General features: G+C 61.6%; 12 protein-coding genes, 1 tRNA gene and 1 pseudogene. 7 read left to right on the top strand and 7 right to left on the bottom strand.

The genetic code is table 11. The features are described from left to right. Window positions 1-4: 4 nt before the first annotated feature. Both IFT44_RS21310 and IFT44_RS21305 read right to left on the bottom strand, forming a co-directional pair. Window positions 5-802, bottom strand: coding sequence for a methyl-accepting chemotaxis protein (locus IFT44_RS21310; protein WP_446730942.1), 798 nt, complete (start codon window positions 800-802; stop codon window positions 5-7). A 63-nt stretch (window positions 803-865) separates the two neighbouring features. Next, window positions 866-1,120, bottom strand: a pseudogene (locus IFT44_RS21305) (HAMP domain-containing protein); the annotation flags it as partial. A gap of 1,341 nt (window positions 1,121-2,461) precedes the next feature. Between IFT44_RS21305 and IFT44_RS04630 the strand changes: the two are divergent. Further along, window positions 2,462-3,757 (top strand): NCS2 family permease, encoded by a 1,296-nt coding sequence (locus IFT44_RS04630; protein ID WP_192104337.1) that lies wholly within the window; start codon window positions 2,462-2,464, stop codon window positions 3,755-3,757. A gap of 120 nt (window positions 3,758-3,877) precedes the next feature. Then, window positions 3,878-3,954, top strand: a tRNA-Met gene (locus IFT44_RS04625). Window positions 3,955-4,073: 119 nt separating this feature from the next. Here IFT44_RS04625 and IFT44_RS04620 read toward each other — a convergent pair. Then, window positions 4,074-6,263 (bottom strand): TonB-dependent siderophore receptor, encoded by a 2,190-nt coding sequence (locus tag IFT44_RS04620; RefSeq protein ID WP_446730940.1) that lies wholly within the window; start codon window positions 6,261-6,263, stop codon window positions 4,074-4,076. 252 nt (window positions 6,264-6,515) lie between these two features. On the opposite strand from IFT44_RS04620, the gene IFT44_RS04615 reads away from it, so the two are divergent. Continuing rightward, on the top strand, window positions 6,516-7,454 hold the full coding sequence (locus IFT44_RS04615) for a 2-hydroxyacid dehydrogenase (RefSeq protein ID WP_192104360.1): 939 nt from the start codon (window positions 6,516-6,518) through the stop codon (window positions 7,452-7,454). Between the two features lie 56 nt (window positions 7,455-7,510). On the opposite strand, the gene sodC is transcribed toward IFT44_RS04615, so the two are convergent. Further along, window positions 7,511-8,035 (bottom strand): superoxide dismutase family protein, encoded by a 525-nt coding sequence (sodC, locus tag IFT44_RS04610; RefSeq protein ID WP_122479656.1) that lies wholly within the window; start codon window positions 8,033-8,035, stop codon window positions 7,511-7,513. A gap of 100 nt (window positions 8,036-8,135) precedes the next feature. Then, window positions 8,136-8,774: a carbonate dehydratase gene (gene can / locus IFT44_RS04605; RefSeq protein WP_122479657.1), complete on the bottom strand. Its 639-nt coding sequence runs from the start codon at window positions 8,772-8,774 to the stop codon at window positions 8,136-8,138. A 138-nt stretch (window positions 8,775-8,912) separates the two neighbouring features. Here can and IFT44_RS04600 point away from each other — a divergent pair, with 138 nt between their 5' ends. Then, a complete protein-coding gene (locus tag IFT44_RS04600) occupies window positions 8,913-9,320 on the top strand; it encodes a serine kinase/phosphatase (protein WP_122479658.1) in 408 nt (135 codons plus the stop codon). A 56-nt stretch (window positions 9,321-9,376) separates the two neighbouring features. Here the strand turns inward: IFT44_RS04600 and rimI are convergent, their stop codons facing one another. After that, entirely contained in the window at window positions 9,377-9,829 is a 453-nt protein-coding gene (gene rimI / locus IFT44_RS04595) for a ribosomal protein S18-alanine N-acetyltransferase (RefSeq protein ID WP_122479659.1), read from the bottom strand. Beyond that, window positions 9,822-10,631, bottom strand: coding sequence for an energy transducer TonB (locus IFT44_RS04590; protein ID WP_192137133.1), 810 nt, complete (start codon window positions 10,629-10,631; stop codon window positions 9,822-9,824). The genes rimI and IFT44_RS04590 overlap by 8 nt, the downstream gene beginning before the upstream one ends. A 158-nt stretch (window positions 10,632-10,789) precedes the next feature. Here IFT44_RS04590 and mksB point away from each other — a divergent pair, with 158 nt between their 5' ends. Genes mksB through mksF form a run of 3 tightly spaced genes read left to right on the top strand, consistent with a single transcriptional unit; the run spans window position 10,790 to window position 15,553 of the window. After that, on the top strand, window positions 10,790-12,079 hold the full coding sequence (gene mksB, locus IFT44_RS04585; RefSeq protein WP_192137112.1) for an Mks condensin complex protein MksB: 1,290 nt from the start codon (window positions 10,790-10,792) through the stop codon (window positions 12,077-12,079). Beyond that, window positions 12,069-12,725 (top strand): Mks condensin complex protein MksE, encoded by a 657-nt coding sequence (gene mksE, locus IFT44_RS04580; protein ID WP_192175523.1) that lies wholly within the window; start codon window positions 12,069-12,071, stop codon window positions 12,723-12,725. The genes mksB and mksE overlap by 11 nt, the downstream gene beginning before the upstream one ends. Beyond that, the gene (mksF, locus tag IFT44_RS04575) at window positions 12,722-15,553 is read left to right on the top strand and encodes an Mks condensin complex protein MksF (RefSeq protein ID WP_192175522.1); all 2,832 of its coding nucleotides are present in this window, start codon (window positions 12,722-12,724) and stop codon (window positions 15,551-15,553) included. The genes mksE and mksF overlap by 4 nt, the downstream gene beginning before the upstream one ends. The last annotated feature ends 150 nt before the right edge of the window (window positions 15,554-15,703 follow it).

Genomic DNA, 15,703 nt, shown 5'->3' with positions numbered 1-15,703 from the left:
CGCCCTACCCCAGATTGAACCGCGCCGTATTCTCGCTCAGCACTCGGCTCCCCTGCCCCAGTCGATCCGCCGCCTGGTTCACCGCCCGCGCGCCATCGAGCAGACGCACCGCCGCCTGGTCCACCTGCTGAATGTTGCTGCTCACCTCATCTGCCGTGGCCGCCTGCTCTTCCACCGCCGTAGCGATCTGAGCCAGGGTATCTGTCACCCCTTGCACCGCCCCGGCAATCTCACCCAGGCGCTCACCCAGGCCCATGACCGACTGCGCATCGACCTGCGCCTGGCCACACGCGGCCTGCATCAGCTCCACGGCCTGCTTGACCGTCGAGCGCAGGCTTTCCACCGTACCGGCAATCTGCCCAGTCGAAGCCTGGGTGCGCTGTGACAGGCTGCGTACCTCGTCGGCCACCACTGCAAACCCGCGCCCCTGCTCGCCCGCCCGCGCCGCCTCGATGGCCGCATTGAGCGCCAGCAGATTGGTCTGTTCGGCAATGCCGCGAATCGCATCCACCACCGACTGAATCTGCTGGCCCTGCTCGCTGACACGGCCCAGGGCCTGCGCCGTGTCGTTCAAGCGCTGGTTGAGCTGCTGAATACTGGCCGTCGTGCGCTGGCTGTCACGGCTGCTGTCCTCGGCGATCTGCCGGGTCTGCTGGGCGCTGCCCGAAGCCAGTTCGCAACTGCGCGCCACGCCCTGCGAGGTGGCCGCAAGCTCGGTGGCGGCCGCAGCGATCTGACTGATCTGCTGTTGCTGCGCCTCGACCTCGTCGAGCGTGCCGCTGGATTGGCTGTTGAGCGTCACCACCGCCTGGCTCAGTTGCACGGTTTCGTGGTTGACGCCCAGCAGGCTGCCACGCAACTGCACCACGGCAGCATTGAGCGCCGTACTGATCGCCGCCAGCTCATCGCGCCCCTGCACCGCCACCTGCACACTCAGGTCACCGTCGCGCAGCGATTGCGCCAAGGTGGTAATGCCACTGGCGCTGCGGCGGATCGATGCTTGCAGGCACACGAACAGGTACAGCGCCGCCAACAGCAGCAGGGCGAACACCGTCGCGCCCGGAATCAGCTGGCGAACGGCCTGGTCATGATAATGATCCAGGCGCACCTCCAACGACATCAGCGACTCGTGACGCAAACCGTTCAGGGCGCCGAGCATGCTGTCCACACTGCTTTCGAACTGGGCCGCAGACAGCTTGATGTCGCCGCCGAACAGATTGTCATCCAGACGCTTCAACTCACCGTCCAATGTACCCAGTGCCTGCTGATACTGCTCGTCCCAGCCGCGCAGTTGCTGCGGCAGGCGTTGCTGCAGCGTGCCACCGGCTTTCACCAGTTGCTCGCGCGCATCATTGATACGGCTGCGCAGGTCACGCATCTGCAAACGACTCTGCAGGCTGAATTGCCCGGCGACCAGGGAGGACTGGCCAATGCTGCCCAGACGCCCCACACGCTCGATCAGATCAGGGGCTTGCTGAGTGGCGATCTGCATCAACAGATAGCTTTCGCGCCACGGATCGACGATCAACCCGCTGGCCATGGCGATCTGCTCGCGCAACACCTGCACCGACGTCAGCGCCGCCGTGAAACGATCGTATCCATCGGGCCACCAGCCCACCTGGCGCAGGCTTGCCAAGTCGAGGCCCTTGGTCGCGGTTTGCACCGTTTGCATTCGCTCCAGAGTGTCGGCAGGGGCCTTCTCGTGTGCCAGCTCAGCGGCCAGTTTATCGAGCGATGCCTGAATTCCCGGTGCGGCCGCCTCCAACGCCGCGATCGCGGCCTGGGCCTGGGGCGTCGGCTGACGCTGGATATCCACCGCCTTCCAGCGCGCGGCACGATTGCGCTGCGCCGAGAGTTGCGCATCCAGGCTGTCGAGCGCCAGTAACTGATGCACGCCGCTGCGCTCGGCATCGATCACCGCCAGCCGGTCGCGAAAATCCTCGCCCAGCAACCACAGGCTGCCGACCAGCGGCAGCATGAACAAGAGAAACAGCAGCTGAAACTTGCGGGCGAAACCATAGCGACCCAGCAACCGGATACCCGGCGACAACAAAGCATGCATGTCCGACAACTCCACGGAGAATGCAGGTACCTACGGAAACGTGGCGCCAGCAAAATGCCACTGCAGCAAGATTCAGACCAACCGACTTTCTCAGCCTTTGCCCGCAGCGTCGAGCACGCCCCATGGGCTGCGGCTTCGCTTTGGTGCATCGGCCCACCTACGCACGCCTCCAATGAGTGCAGCGGCTGTGTAACCGGAAGTGGCAACCGGACCGCAACGCATTACCCAGGGCGCATGCGCAGCGGGGTTCGTCGACATGGCCCGGAACCTGCTACAGGCAAACCGCAAAAGCTGACCAAGCAGTTATGTTTCAGCACACGGCCAACGCTCGATCGGGCTTGCTCGCTACACACACCGTCGCCGCACGATCCACGGCGCCCATCGCCCCAGGGGAGCAACATGCTGGACTCATTTTTCAAGCTGAAAGCGCACAACACCACCGTGCGCACGGAAATCCTCGCCGGGGTCACCACGTTCCTGGCCATGGCCTACATCCTGTTCGTCAACCCCAGCATTCTTGGCGAAACCGGCATGGACAAGGGCGCGCTGTTCGTGGCCACCTGCCTGGCCGCCGCCATCGGCTCGGCGATCATGGGGCTGATCGCCAACTACCCGATTGCCCTGGCACCGGGCATGGGCCTCAATGCGTTCTTCACCTACACCGTGGTCCTGCACCTGGGCCATAGCTGGCAGGTTGCACTGGGTGCGGTCTTCATATCAGCGGTGTGTTTCTTCCTGCTGTCGATCTTCCGCATCCGTGAATGGATCATCAACAGCATTCCCCTGCCGCTGCGGTCGGCCATCGCTGCGGGCATCGGCCTGTTCCTCGCACTCATTGCGCTGCAAAACGCCAAGATCGTGGTTGCCAACCCGGCCACTCTGGTCGGCATGGGTGATCTGTCGAAACCCGAACCGGTACTGGCGATCCTCGGCTTCTTCATCATCGTCGCACTCGAGGCACTCAAGGTCCGTGGCTCGGTGCTGATCGGCATCCTGCTGATCACCGTGGTGTCGATCCTGCTTGGAGTAACCCCGTTCGGGGGTGTGGTATCAATGCCGCCGTCACTGGCGCCGACCTTCCTGCAACTCGATATCAAGGGCGCATTCGATGTGGGCCTGATCAGCGTGATCTTCGCCTTCCTGTTCGTCGATCTGTTCGACAACTCCGGTACCTTGATCGGCGTGGCCAAGCGCGCCGGCCTGATGGGCCAGGATGGCCACATGCCGAAAATGGGCCGCGCCCTGATCGCCGACAGCACCGCAGCGCTGGCCGGCTCGTTGCTCGGCACTTCGACCACCACCAGCTATATCGAATCGGCCGCCGGCGTCAGCGCTGGCGGCCGTACCGGCCTGACCGCCATCGTGGTCGCCGTGCTGTTCCTGCTCGCGCTGTTCTTCGCGCCCCTGGCCGGCAGCGTTCCGGCATTCGCCACCGCGCCCGCCCTGCTGTTCGTAGCCGTGCTGATGGCATCTGGGCTGGCAGAGGTCGACTGGGACGACATCACCGTCGCCGCCCCGGTCCTGGTGACTGCCCTGGCCATGCCGCTCACCTACTCGATCGCCAACGGCATCGCCTTCGGCTTCATTACCTGGACAGCGGTCAAACTGCTGAGTGGCCGGTGGCGCGAACTCAATTCGGCACTGGTCGTGTTGTCGATCATCTTCGTCATCAAGCTGGGCTGGTTCGGTGGCTGATCGCCGCACTGCGCACGCCCTCGCACGCCACGCGCAGCCTAAGCGTTTGATCGCACGCATAAATATTTTGCAAAGGGGTGTTGACACAATTTCGTTTCAGGCGAATAATGCGCGCCACTTGGCTACATAGCTCAGTTGGTTAGAGCATAGCATTCATAATGCTGGGGTCCGGGGTTCAAGTCCCTGTGTAGCCACCAAGTACGATCCACAGATGTCTACAGCAGTCTGTGAGTCACCTCAAGAAGCCCGCCTCGTGCGGGCTTTCTTGTTTCTGGTTGTCTGGCAAGGTTTCTGGTTGTCTGGCAAGCCAAGCGGATTACCAGCGATACGCCACGGTCCCCAGCACCGTGCGCTCATCACCCCAATAGCAGCGACCGGCATTGTTGCAGCCCGACACGTATTCCTTGTCGAACACGTTCTTCGCGTTCACGTCCACCGACCAATGCTTGTCGATGTCATACCCTATCAAGGCGTCAACCAGCGTCACATCGCCCGCCTTCAGCTTGCCGTACAGTGTCGGCGCGGTGTAGGCAAAGGTACTGTCGAAATAGCGCACGCCGCCGCCCAGGCGTAAACCGCTCAGCGCACCTTCCAGGAAGCGATACGTCATCCAGGTTGACGCCTGATTGCGCGGAATGCCCGTCAGTTGACGATCCTCGAACAATGACCCCGGCGCATCCTTGGTAACTCGCGCATCGGTGTAGGTGTACGACGCGACCAAGCTCAGATTACGCGTTACATCACTATTGACCTCAAGCTCGACGCCTTTGGACTCGCTCTTGCCAACTTGCTGGCTGAAACCGTTGCTGCCTGCGACTACGTCGCGAGATTTGGTCAAATCGAAAACCGCAGCGCTGAAGGTGGTATTCCAGCCCGCGGGCTCGAACTTCAGACCCACTTCATACTGTTCGCTGAGGATCGGATCGAGCAGATCGCCGTTGGGCTGCGACGATTGCTGTACAGGCGTGAATGCAGTGGAATAGCTGACGTAGGGAGAGATACCGTTTTCGAACTGGTACATCACGCCCGTCTGCCAGCTGAACCGATGATCCCAACCGTCAAGATCCGTCGCCGCTACCGCTGCGCTGCCTGGACGAGCCGCGCTGGCACGGTTGCGGTATTGGCTCTGTACCCAGTCCTGACGCCCGCCCAGCAGGAAAATCCAATTATCGTACTTGCTTTGCAACTGCCCATACGCACCGTACATGTGCTGATCGAGCTGGGAATTCTGCACGTATTGCGAGGCATTGGGTTGCACCGGCGAGAACACCGGCCTGAATACATTGTAAGTACCGCCCAGGCCTGCGTTCCAATCCTGATTGAACGAGGTACGGTCGTAACTGGCGCCCAGCAATACCGTGTTATCCAGCGCCCCCGAAGTGAAGTGCCCTTCGAATTGGTTGTCCACCGAATATGTGATCGACTTGTTGTCGCGATCATACGCAGTGCTGCTCAATGTACTTCCGAAGCCAGCCTGATTCAGATTGTTCGGCCAGGTTTCATGACGGTTCAAACGTGATTCCATGTAGCGCGAGTTCTGCCGGAACTGCCAGACGTCGTTGATCTGATGGCTGAACTCGTAACCCAGGGTCCAGGTTTCGCGCTCGAAGTCGTCCCAGCTTGGGTTGCCGTTGAACTGGTCCTTGCCGATCTTGCCATTGACGTTGTTGAGCAGCGTTCCCGCAGCCGGATAGCCCAGCAGCAGTTTGGTGCGGTCGCGCTGGTAGCTGGACAGCAGGGTCAGTGCCGTGTCCTGGTTGAAGTTGAAAGTCATCGACGGCGCGATGTAGAGGCGGTCGTCCGGCACCGAGTCGACTTGCGTATCGGCATTGCGGCCCAGCATCACCATTCGTCCCAGGATACGGTTATCGTCCGTCAACGGGCCGGATACATCGATCCCAAGCTGGCGCCTGTTATTGCTGCCATAGGTGAATTTCGCTTCGCCTTGCGCAGTTTCGGTCGGCTTCTTGCTCACCAGATTGACCAATCCGCCGGGCGCATTCTCACCATAGAGAATCGAGCTGGGGCCTCGAAAGATTTCGGTACGTTCCAGGCCATAGGGCTCGGTCGTGGTGTCGTAGCGGTTGCCTTGCAGGCGTAGACCATCCTTCAGTAACCCGTAGCCATAGTCCGTGGCGTTGTAACCTCGGATGGAAAACAGATCACCGGCCAGGCCGTCACCGACAGCGAAAGGTGGAGCGAAGATACCCGGTACGTAACCAAGAATGTCGGTCAGGGTCTGCGAGCCCTGGTCTTGAATGCGTTGACGAGTTACCACCGAGACCGAACGCGGAGTCTCGGACAAAGGCGTGCTGGTTTTGGTACCCGCGGTGCTGTTGCGTACCTGATAGCCCACTGTCTGCTGGCTTTCCGGTGCTTGTTCGGTAATGACCAGGTCTTGCAATTGCAGCGCTGTGCCCTTGCTCACAGGCCTGGCCGGTGCTTCCTCGGCACAGACCATCGCCTGCCAACCAAATGTGGCAACAACCAAAGCCAAAGAATTCATGCCGAGATTCATCTTGTTATTGCAAGCCATCTACCTTCCCCTCCCCTGAAGATCCCGCGAAAGCTAGCCCATTTTGTAACGGTATATCTCGGGGCGGAAATTAACATAGAGTGATTTGCATTAACATTATTGTTATCGAATAAAAAGCGCCCCAAACAACTTGAGGGGTAGGGGTGCGCTTTTTTTCGCGCACCCACTTTCGCCCATCTCTAAGTTGCTACCATGACCGTCATTTCCCACCCGGAGGTCTACATGCGCGCAACCGTGCTGGTGCTGGTCGAAACCATCAACGACTACGTGTCGATTCTCGAAGATCAAGGCTACGAGCTGATCATGGCGCCCTCACCGGCAGCCCGCGCAGAGGCCATCGAGCAACACGCTGATCGCATCAATGCGGTGCTCACACGCGGGCCACTGGGTCTGACGGCAGATGAAATGGCAGCGCTGCCCAAACTGCGCATCATCTGTGTGCTCGGTGCGGGTTACGAGAACGTTGACCTGCCAGCCGCCAAGGCACACGGCCTGACCGTGACCAATGGGGCCGGAGTCAATGCATCGTCGGTGGCAGATCACACCCTGGCGCTGCTGCTGGCACTGATGCGCGACATCCCCGGCGCCGATGCGTCGGTGCGCCGAGGCGAATGGGCCAAGACCATGCGCCCGTCGGTGGCCGGCAAGCGTCTGGGCATCATCGGGCTGGGCGCTGTTGGCCTGGCAATCGCCAAGCGCGCCGCATTGGGTTTCGACATGAGCGTGCAGTACCACAATCGCAGCCCGCGCGATGATGTCGATTATGGCTATTGCGCAAACCCGACGGACCTGGCTGCGGTCAGTGACATCCTGATAATTGCCACGCCCGGCGGCGCGCAGACACGCGCCATCGTCAACGCCGGCGTACTGGCAGCACTCGGTCCACAGGGTTATCTGGTCAATATCGCCCGTGGCAGCGTCGTGTCGACGCCCGATCTATTGGACGCTCTGCAAAGGCAGGCCATCGCGGGTGCTGCGCTGGACGTCTTCGACGATGAGCCCAACGTACCTGATGCGTTGAAAACGCTGCGCAATGTGGTCCTGACGCCTCACGTGGCCGGCCTTTCTCCCGAAGCCACGCAAGACACGGTGAAGATGGTCGAACGCAACCTGACTGCGTTCTTCGCCGGCGAGCCTGTGTTGACGCCAGTCCAGCTCTGAAACGTGTGGGAGCGGAGCGGGCGGCGAGCCCGCTGCTCCCCAGCCTCATACAGTGATCAGATCACCCCACAGGCCATCCGCGCCGCACCACCGCCCAACGGCGCCGGTGAATCGGCGTGGTTGTCACCACCGGCGTGCACCATCAGTGCATGCCCTTCCACTTCGCTGAGCTTTTTCAAACGCGGGGCCAGCACGGGATACGTTGCGGTACCGTCGGCGTTCACGTAGATCGCCGGCAAGTCACCCAAGTGTCCCTTCGCATCGTAAGGTCCCAGGTGCTTGCCGGTCTTCTGTGGATCGAAGTGCCCGCCTGCCGCTTCCGCCGCCGACATCTTGCCGTCTTTCATCGCCGACGCGCAGCTGCCGTTGGCATGCACATGGAATCCATGCACGCCTGCGGGCAGCGACTTCAGCTGCGGAGTGAACTGCAGGCCATAGGCCGTTTCCTCGATCATCACCGTGCCGATCGGCTGGGGTGCGCCCTCGGCGCTCACCAGGTTGATCTGGACTTCCTTGGATGCCGCATTGGCGCTACCGATCGACATCGCTGCCATCAGTGCCAGCCAGCCATAAGACTTCATGGTGCCTCCCTCGCTTCGCGTTTGATTACCGAAAAGGCCACGACCCAAGCCGTCGCCCATCCGATTCAGAACCCGAATGCGGCTCACTCGTTCCTGGCCATCAATCCAGCGCGCGCAAACGATACTGTGGTGGCAACTGATCGAAGCCACTGATGGTCACATCCAGGCTCTTCCAGCGGCCGTCCTTGATGCCATAGATACAGCCATGCACCGACAGCTCCTGGCCACGGTGCCAGGCGTTCTGGACAATACTGGTGTGCCCCACGTTGGCCACCTGCTGAATCACGTTGAGTTCGCACAATCGGTCGACCTGCTCTTCTTCGGTAGGCAGGGTCGCCAGCGTTTTGCGGTGCTCGTAATACAGGTCGCGAATGGTCCGCAGCCAGCCATCGATCAGCCCCAGCTGACGATCCTGCATCGCCGCACGAACACCGCCGCAGCCATAGTGACCGGTGACCAGAATGTGTTTGACCTTGAGCACGTCGACTGCGTACTGAATCACCGACATGCAGTTCAGATCGGTGTGCAGCACCACGTTGGCAACGTTGCGGTGGACGAACAGATCGCCCGGCAACATGCCGACGATCTCGTTGGCCGGCACGCGCGCGTCCGAGCACCCGATCCAGAGGAATTCAGGTGTCTGCTGGCGTGCTAGTTTGGCGAAGAACTCCGGATCCTCTTCCTTGATCGCCTCGGCCCAGCGCGCGTTGTTGTCGATCAGTTCCTGTAGATCATGCATGTTCAAGCCTCAAGAATGATTTGGATTATGACTGGCCAGCGCCGCACAAGGTCACGGTCGGTCCCGACAAATCACGCTGAATCTTTCCACTCGTACGGGGGTCAACCCTATCTAGACACACATCAGAGGATTGCCGTAATGACTGATTCCCATCGCCCCTACGATGCCCCACAACCCGCTGCGATCGATGACATTGAAGACCGCATGGGCCAGGTTCGAGAGCTGGATTTCGATGACGCCGACGGTCCCACCGGCAGGATCGGCGACACCATTCCTGCCGATGAGCTGGAGCATCTGGTGCCTGACGAACGCGCCCGCGAAGCAGGACTGACCGGCGCTTCGATGGATGACCACAATCCGACCGACGACGACATGAGCCCCGAAACACTGATCCGTGAGGATGGCGCACGTTCGCCCGATGAGCCAGGCGACAGCGGACCCGCTGATCAGGAACTTAGCCTCGTCGATGAAGACGACATCGGTGGCGGCGATGGCCTGGATGAAGAAGAGCTGGCGCTGATCGACCCACTCGATGGTAAACGCTGAGTCCAGCATGCCTACCGATCACTGCCCGAAGCAATTTCGGGCGGTGACTGCAGCTGCTACTCGAACAAGGTACAGGCCATCACCAGCGCGTCTTCGCGCCCCCCGGCCATTGGATAGTAGTCGCGCCGCTTGCCGATCTCATTGAAACCATAGCGTTCGTACAAGCGATACGCCGACTGGTTACTGGCTCGCAGTTCCAGAAAGCATTCACGCCCGCCCAGCTCGTAGGCACGCGTCATCAGCCGCTCGAGCAACTGCAAGCCCAGTCCACGGCCCTGGTTTTCAGGCTTCACGGTGATGTTCAACAGATGGGCTTCGTCGATGATGACGTTGAGCACGCCATGCCCCACCTGCTGCTGCCCGTCGAACATCAGCCAGATCTCGTAGGATTTCAGGCCGTCGAGAAAGATGCCCCGCGTCCATGGATGCGAATAGGCAGCGAATTCGATCTTCAGTACGGCATCCAGATCCGCCTCGGTCATTCGCCGAAAGCTTACGGTATCACTCATCACGATTTTTCCAACGCGGTATCAAACGGCGCATGGCTTGCCACACGGCCGCCTTGCGCTCGGGTTCATCCATCAACAACTCAAGGCCAGGCAGCGCCCAGGCGACGCCAAGCCCCTCCACCTGCAACTCCCTATTGTAGTCTTCTGCATTGGCACCCCCGGCAAAACGAATCGCCGGCAGCCCGACCAGCCACAGGCAGGTGCACGGCGCCTGTTCTAGCTGAGCCATGACGAAGCCCTGAACGAAATCGCAGGCTGCATCCGGTCCCTGGTCCAATTGACCCCTCTGAAGCAGCGGCCAGCGGATCGGTTCGCCCAGAATCTGTGGCGCATCGGGCAAACCGGCAGCACGCAGCATGTCCTTGAGCAGGAGATAGGAAGGGTCGCGACTCTGGAACGCCTGCCCCGTGGCCAGTTCCACCAGCACCACGCAGGGCCCGGCGCGCAACACCTGAAGGGCGAAGCGCGGCGGAAGATTCGCTGGCTTGGCGACCGGCGCCTCCACGGCCACCTCGGCCACGGCTGCCACGGCCGGGCGTATGCTGCCCGGCCGTGGCACCTCGATCTTGGGCCGCTGCACCTTGGAAGGTTCGGGCCTGGCTGGCTCCACTGCTGATGGCACGATCGGCAGCACTGCCGCCGCCACCCCTTGATCCACGGCCTGCACTGGCAGCGGCGACGCCTCGACATGCTCCAGCAGGCTGGCACGCGATGGCGCTGCGAACGGCAGTTCGGTGCGGGGCAGCCAGTGCACTACCTGCATGGCGTCAAGGTAGGCGCGGCGACGGGACTCGTTGAGCAAAAGGTCAACCATCTGTGGGTGAGTCGAGGCGGTGGATTCTACCGGTGTTCGACACAATGTGCCGCCAAGTTTTGCGCACGCCGTCGCCCGCAGCGCAAATACCCGCCTCGTCATGCAGTACAATCGCGACCCTTTTACTGGCATGAGTCGACCAGCCGATGATCGAACCCAAGCGCGTGCTGCGCGCCCTCGCCGACCACTGGGCCCTCCTGGAGCCGCTGTGCGAGCACTTCGACCAAGGCACCCTGAGCCTCGTCGAGCTGCGCCAGCAACTGGCTGCCCAACGCCTGGAAAGCACTGCCCAAGAGATCACCAGCCTGCTCGACACGTGGATCCGGCTGGACATCCTCGTACCTGTCGCAAAAAGCCCCAACCGCTTCGAGCTCAATGCGCAGATCCACGACTTTCTTGCCTATCTGCGCCGCGAGCACCGACTGGGTCTGTGCCTGGAGATCGAAGCCTACCTGCGCCACCTCGAACGCCTGGCCGGACACATCCAGGATGCATTCGACATCCGCGATGGCAACGACCTGGCACGGCAACTGCGGCTGCTCGACATGCGCGTGCGTGATGTCCTGAAGAAACTGGCCAATGACGAACAGGCCTTGGTCGCCGTGGCCGAGCGGGCCAAGACCCGCGACCGCCAGGTAGCCCTGCGCCAGCGCTACGCCGAGGTACTGGCGACCTGGGACGAATACGTCGAACCGATGATCCAGCTGGTCAACGCCGATGGCGCATTCGAACAAGGCGTGCGCAAGGTCGAGAACGTCCTGCTGCGCCTGCTCGGTGAACAGCAACGCCTCGGCCACCTGGTCGACGACGACATGCTGCTGCGTACCCACGCGCGCATTCTCGAAATGCAGACCTGCGCTCAACTGACCTTGCGCCACGCCCGCGAGCTGCTGTTGCCACTGCGCGAGGAAGCACGTCGGCACAACGCCGTGACCCGCGGCGCGGCCCTCGCGCTTTCGGCCATTCGCCGCAAGGGCCTGGACGCCGTGCCACAAGCCGCCCTGCCTTTGTTCAGCCGTCCCCAGAGCACCTTTCTGGGCAGCGCCAGCCAGGTCGAGGCGTACGTCTATGCCCTGGCCCGCTTCGAAGCCAAACCGGCGCCCTTTCCCAAGGCGCACAAGAGCGACACGGCAGGCACCCAGCGCGCGCCGCGCACGGTCAAGGAGATGCTCGAACGCTGCGAGAATGCGCTGCCGATGCCCGATTTGATGCGCTGGCTTCTCGAGCAGGAACCCGATGGCGCCACCGACGACCTGCTGTACTGGTTCTCACGCCTCTCGCGTGACAAACGCTTCGCCCGACAGCGCCTCGAACGCCGCGACTACCACACCCGTGAGCATCAGCTGAGCCTGCGCTCCTTCGCCCTGCTTTCCAGCGCCGAGCCCGCCGTCGCGGTCGCCTCGGCACACTCCGCGAGCACCGATCATGCATCTTGACCTGAACGAACTGACTCACCTGGCGCCGATTTTCCGCGAACTGCTCAAAGGCTTCCACATCAGCCGCCGCGATCCCGAGTTGTACTCACAGTTGTCCAATCTTCAGGACCTGTACCGCGGCCTGTTCAAGGCCCTGGGCTACGAGCTGGTCTGCGACACCCGCGGCTTCTACTACTTCGTGCCCGAGCAGGCCGCCGCGCAAGTCAACAAGACCGCTCAGCGCCTTTCCCTGTTCACCTTCATCCTGGTCGAGCACCTGGCTGACCAGGGCCGCGATCCGATCGCCGTACTGGATGGCGGCAGCCTTGGCCGCGACGAGCTGCCAGCGCTTCTGGACAAGTACCGCGACCTGTTCCTGCAGGCCGAAGTACAGACCCAGGAAGAACTGGAAGAGAAGATCCTTCGACGCATGACCCAACTGGGCTTCACCGCCGAAGACAACGGCATCTACCGCTTCCTGGCGCCGATGCATCGGTTTCTCGACGTGTGCCTTTCAGTGCAGCAGGACCGCGACCTGGCCGCCAGCCTGCATAGCGCCTTGCCCCTGCCGGTGCCGATGCTTGTCGACGACGACGGCGACGACAGCCCCGACGAACAGGCCCTGGCCCGTGCGATAGCCCAGGAACAAGAGGAGTTCGACACATGACTCAGGAACGCTACGGCATCCGCCGCTTCGCCCTGCTCAATACCGCAGGCTACAGCCTCGGACTGTTCCCCCTGGAGCAGCCGTTGTCGGTCTACGGCGCCAACAACCTGGGCAAGAGCGCCTCGATCAACGCCCTGCAGTTTCCGATCCTGGCGCGCATGTCCGACATGAGCTTCGGCAAGTACACGCTGGAACAATCGCGACGCTTCTATTTTGCGACCGATACCAGCTACATCCTTTGCGAAGTGGTACTGGCTCACGGCCCCCACGTGATTGGCGTGGTCGGTCGCGGCCCCGGCGGTGGGTTCGGCCATCAGTTCTTCGCCTACGCGGGTGAACTGGACCTTGCCCACTATCAACAGGACGGCACCTGCCTGCGTCAGAAGGAGCTGTTCGGCAACCTGGAACGCCAAGGCCTGAAGGCCTACGAACTCAAGCCCGAGGAACTGCGCCGCCTGCTGGTGGGCGGGCATACCAGCGTGCCGCTCGACCTGACCCTGATCCCGTTGCGTTCGACCAGCGAGCAGAGCCTCAAGACCTTTCGCGCGCTGTTCATCAACCTGCTGCACATGCGCGAAATCACCGCGGCGAAACTCAAGCAATTGTTCCTCGATGCGTTCGAGCACAGCCTGCGTTCAGGTAGCGTCGACTACATAGCGGCCTGTGAAGAAGCCTTTCGCGATGTCCGGCGCATGGAGCAGGACTACAACGCACTGGTCGCCGCCGGTCCTCTGGTCGAAGCACTGGCCAACGGCGTCGCCCAGCGTGACGTGCTGCGCGGCAAGCTGCACCGCCTTTCACCCCTGCTCGACGCGCTGCTCGGCACCTGGCAGGACTACGCCGGGGCACGCAAGGAAGAGCTGGTCATCCAGTCCGAACACTACCGCAACGAACAGGACGTGCTGCAAGACAATCAACGCGGCAGCACCCAGGAACTGATGCGCCTGGAGCGTGAAATCTCGAGCATCCAGCGCTGGCTCGGTGAGCTGTCGGTACTCAAGAACCGCTTCGCCCTGGTCACCGACGTGCGCATGCTGGAGCAGCAGTTGCTGGCTGCCAAGGATGCCCACGACGAGCTGGCCGGCGCCCTGGCGCAGTCCCGGCAGTTCAGCGCCCAGGATCTGCAGGAGCGCGTCGGCGACATCGAACGCCGCCTCAAGTCCATCCGCCAGCAGCTGGAACATGCCGACAACAACAGCTACGCCCGTCTGCGCGAGGAGTTCTCGCAACAGGATGTCGACCGGCTGATGCGCCTGTTCAACGGCGCCCTGTTCAGCCTGCCCGTGGGGCCACACGGTCTCGTTCTGCAGGACGGCAACGCATGGGTCGATGCAGTGCAGACCGTGCTCGACCGCTTCAAGGGCGATCGCTTCGAACTGCCAGGCATGTCCATCGACCTTTCAACCATCGAGCCGCCTGTGCTGCAGGCGTTGGCCGATCGTGCCGCACTGCGTGAGCAGAGTGCACGTCTGGAAAAGGAGTTGCAGCAGCTCAAGACCCAGCAAGGCGTGGCGGCCGACCTGTCAGCCAGCAAATCTCGATCCGAGACGCTGTATCAGCAGGTCCTGGATGCGCAGAAGGCCTTGGAAGACTACCGCCGTACTCAAACCCTGAGCGTCGAGGAACAGGACAAGCTCGAGCAGCTGGCCCAACTCGAGGCCGCTCAGGATGAACTGGCACGGGCAAGTGACGCTTTCACCGAAAGGGTCCGACAACTGTCGGCCAAACTGCAACTGGTGGGCCGGCAAATCGCCGATCTGGAAAGCAAGCAGCGCACCTTGGACGACGCCCTGCGCCGCCGCCACCTGCTACCCGCCGATCTGCCCTTCGGTACGCCCTTCATGGAGCAGGTCGACGACTCGATGGACAACCTGCTGCCCCTGCTCAATGACTATCAGGACAGCTGGCAAGGCCTGCAACGTATCGATGGACAGATCGAAGCGCTGTACGCCCAGGTGCGCCTCAAGGGCGTGGCCAAGTTCGACAGCGAAGACAACGTCGAGCGACGCCTGCAGCTGCTGATCAACGCCTATGCCCATCGCACCGACGAGGCCCTGACCCTGGGCAAGGCGCGTCGTGCCGCGGTCACCGACATCGCCCGAACCCTGCGCAACATTCGCAGCGACTACGACAGCCTCGAACATCAACTGGCCCTGTTCAACCGCGAGATCAACAAGCGCCAGGTGTCCAACCTGCAAAGCTTCCGCATTGTGTTGGCACCCAACAAGGATGCCCTCAAGCACATCGACCAGATCATCCACAGCGCAGGCCAGTACGAAGAAGGCGAAACCCTGTCCGTGTTCGACCTCAACCAGAGTGTGGAGCAGGACAGCAAGAACGAGGAAGCGAAGGAGTATCTGGCCCGTATGGTCGCGGCGAACCACAATCAACTCGGCCTCAAGGACCTGTTCGAGCTGGCTTTCGAAATCACCAAGGTCAACGGTCAGCCGGTCATCCACACGGACATCGATGGCGCAGCGTCCAATGGCACCACCATGACTATCAAGGCGCTGACCAACATGTACCTGCTGCTACACCTGATGGACCGCGACCAGGCCGGCCGGATTCGTCTGCCTTACTACTTGGATGAGGCCGCCGACATCGACGAGCGCAATCAGGCGGCCCTGCTCGAAACCAGCCAGCAGTTGGGTTTTACCCCGATTCTGGCCAGCGTAAAGCCGCAGGTATCCGCCCATGTCGCCATCGACCTTGAAGGCGGCAGCAGTAGTGACGGCATCTACATTGATGAAACCGACTGGAAATTCATCCGCCGCCACGACGAGTTGACCAAAGCGGTTGCGGCACTTGAAGCCGAGGTCAGTCAATAGACCAAAGGTTCAGACCAAGCCCCGCCGCTGCGGGGCTTTTTCATGGCCCGCTGTTGGCATTCGACGCTTCAGGGACGCGCGAAAAACAAAGGCCGGAAAAGACAAAACCCCTACCTGCTTGCGCAGATAGGGGTTTCGGAATTGAATCTT

Origin of the sequence: Pseudomonas sp. CFBP 13710 (assembly GCF_014842235.1) — a bacterium.
In the GTDB taxonomy this organism is placed as follows: Bacteria; Pseudomonadota; Gammaproteobacteria; order Pseudomonadales; family Pseudomonadaceae; genus Aquipseudomonas; species Aquipseudomonas baltica.
The sequence above is the reverse complement of the archived record's forward strand: the minus strand, read 5'-3'. Positions and strand labels throughout refer to the sequence as shown.

Excerpts from the sequence above, each read along its gene's own strand:
- mksE (WP_192175523.1), top strand. The coding sequence starts at position 12,069 with ATGCATCTTGACCTGAACGAACTGACTCACCTGGCGCCGATTTTCCGC.
- IFT44_RS04630 (WP_192104337.1), top strand. The coding sequence starts at position 2,462 with ATGCTGGACTCATTTTTCAAGCTGAAAGCGCACAACACCACCGTGCGC.
- IFT44_RS04615 (WP_192104360.1), top strand. The coding sequence starts at position 6,516 with ATGCGCGCAACCGTGCTGGTGCTGGTCGAAACCATCAACGACTACGTG.
- sodC (WP_122479656.1), bottom strand. The coding sequence starts at position 8,035 with ATGAAGTCTTATGGCTGGCTGGCACTGATGGCAGCGATGTCGATCGGT.
- IFT44_RS04600 (WP_122479658.1), top strand. The coding sequence starts at position 8,913 with ATGACTGATTCCCATCGCCCCTACGATGCCCCACAACCCGCTGCGATC.
- IFT44_RS04620 (WP_446730940.1), bottom strand. The coding sequence starts at position 6,263 with ATGAATTCTTTGGCTTTGGTTGTTGCCACATTTGGTTGGCAGGCGATG.
- mksB (WP_192137112.1), top strand. The coding sequence starts at position 10,790 with ATGATCGAACCCAAGCGCGTGCTGCGCGCCCTCGCCGACCACTGGGCC.
- can (WP_122479657.1), bottom strand. The coding sequence starts at position 8,774 with ATGCATGATCTACAGGAACTGATCGACAACAACGCGCGCTGGGCCGAG.
- rimI (WP_122479659.1), bottom strand. The coding sequence starts at position 9,829 with ATGAGTGATACCGTAAGCTTTCGGCGAATGACCGAGGCGGATCTGGAT.
- mksF (WP_192175522.1), top strand. The coding sequence starts at position 12,722 with ATGACTCAGGAACGCTACGGCATCCGCCGCTTCGCCCTGCTCAATACC.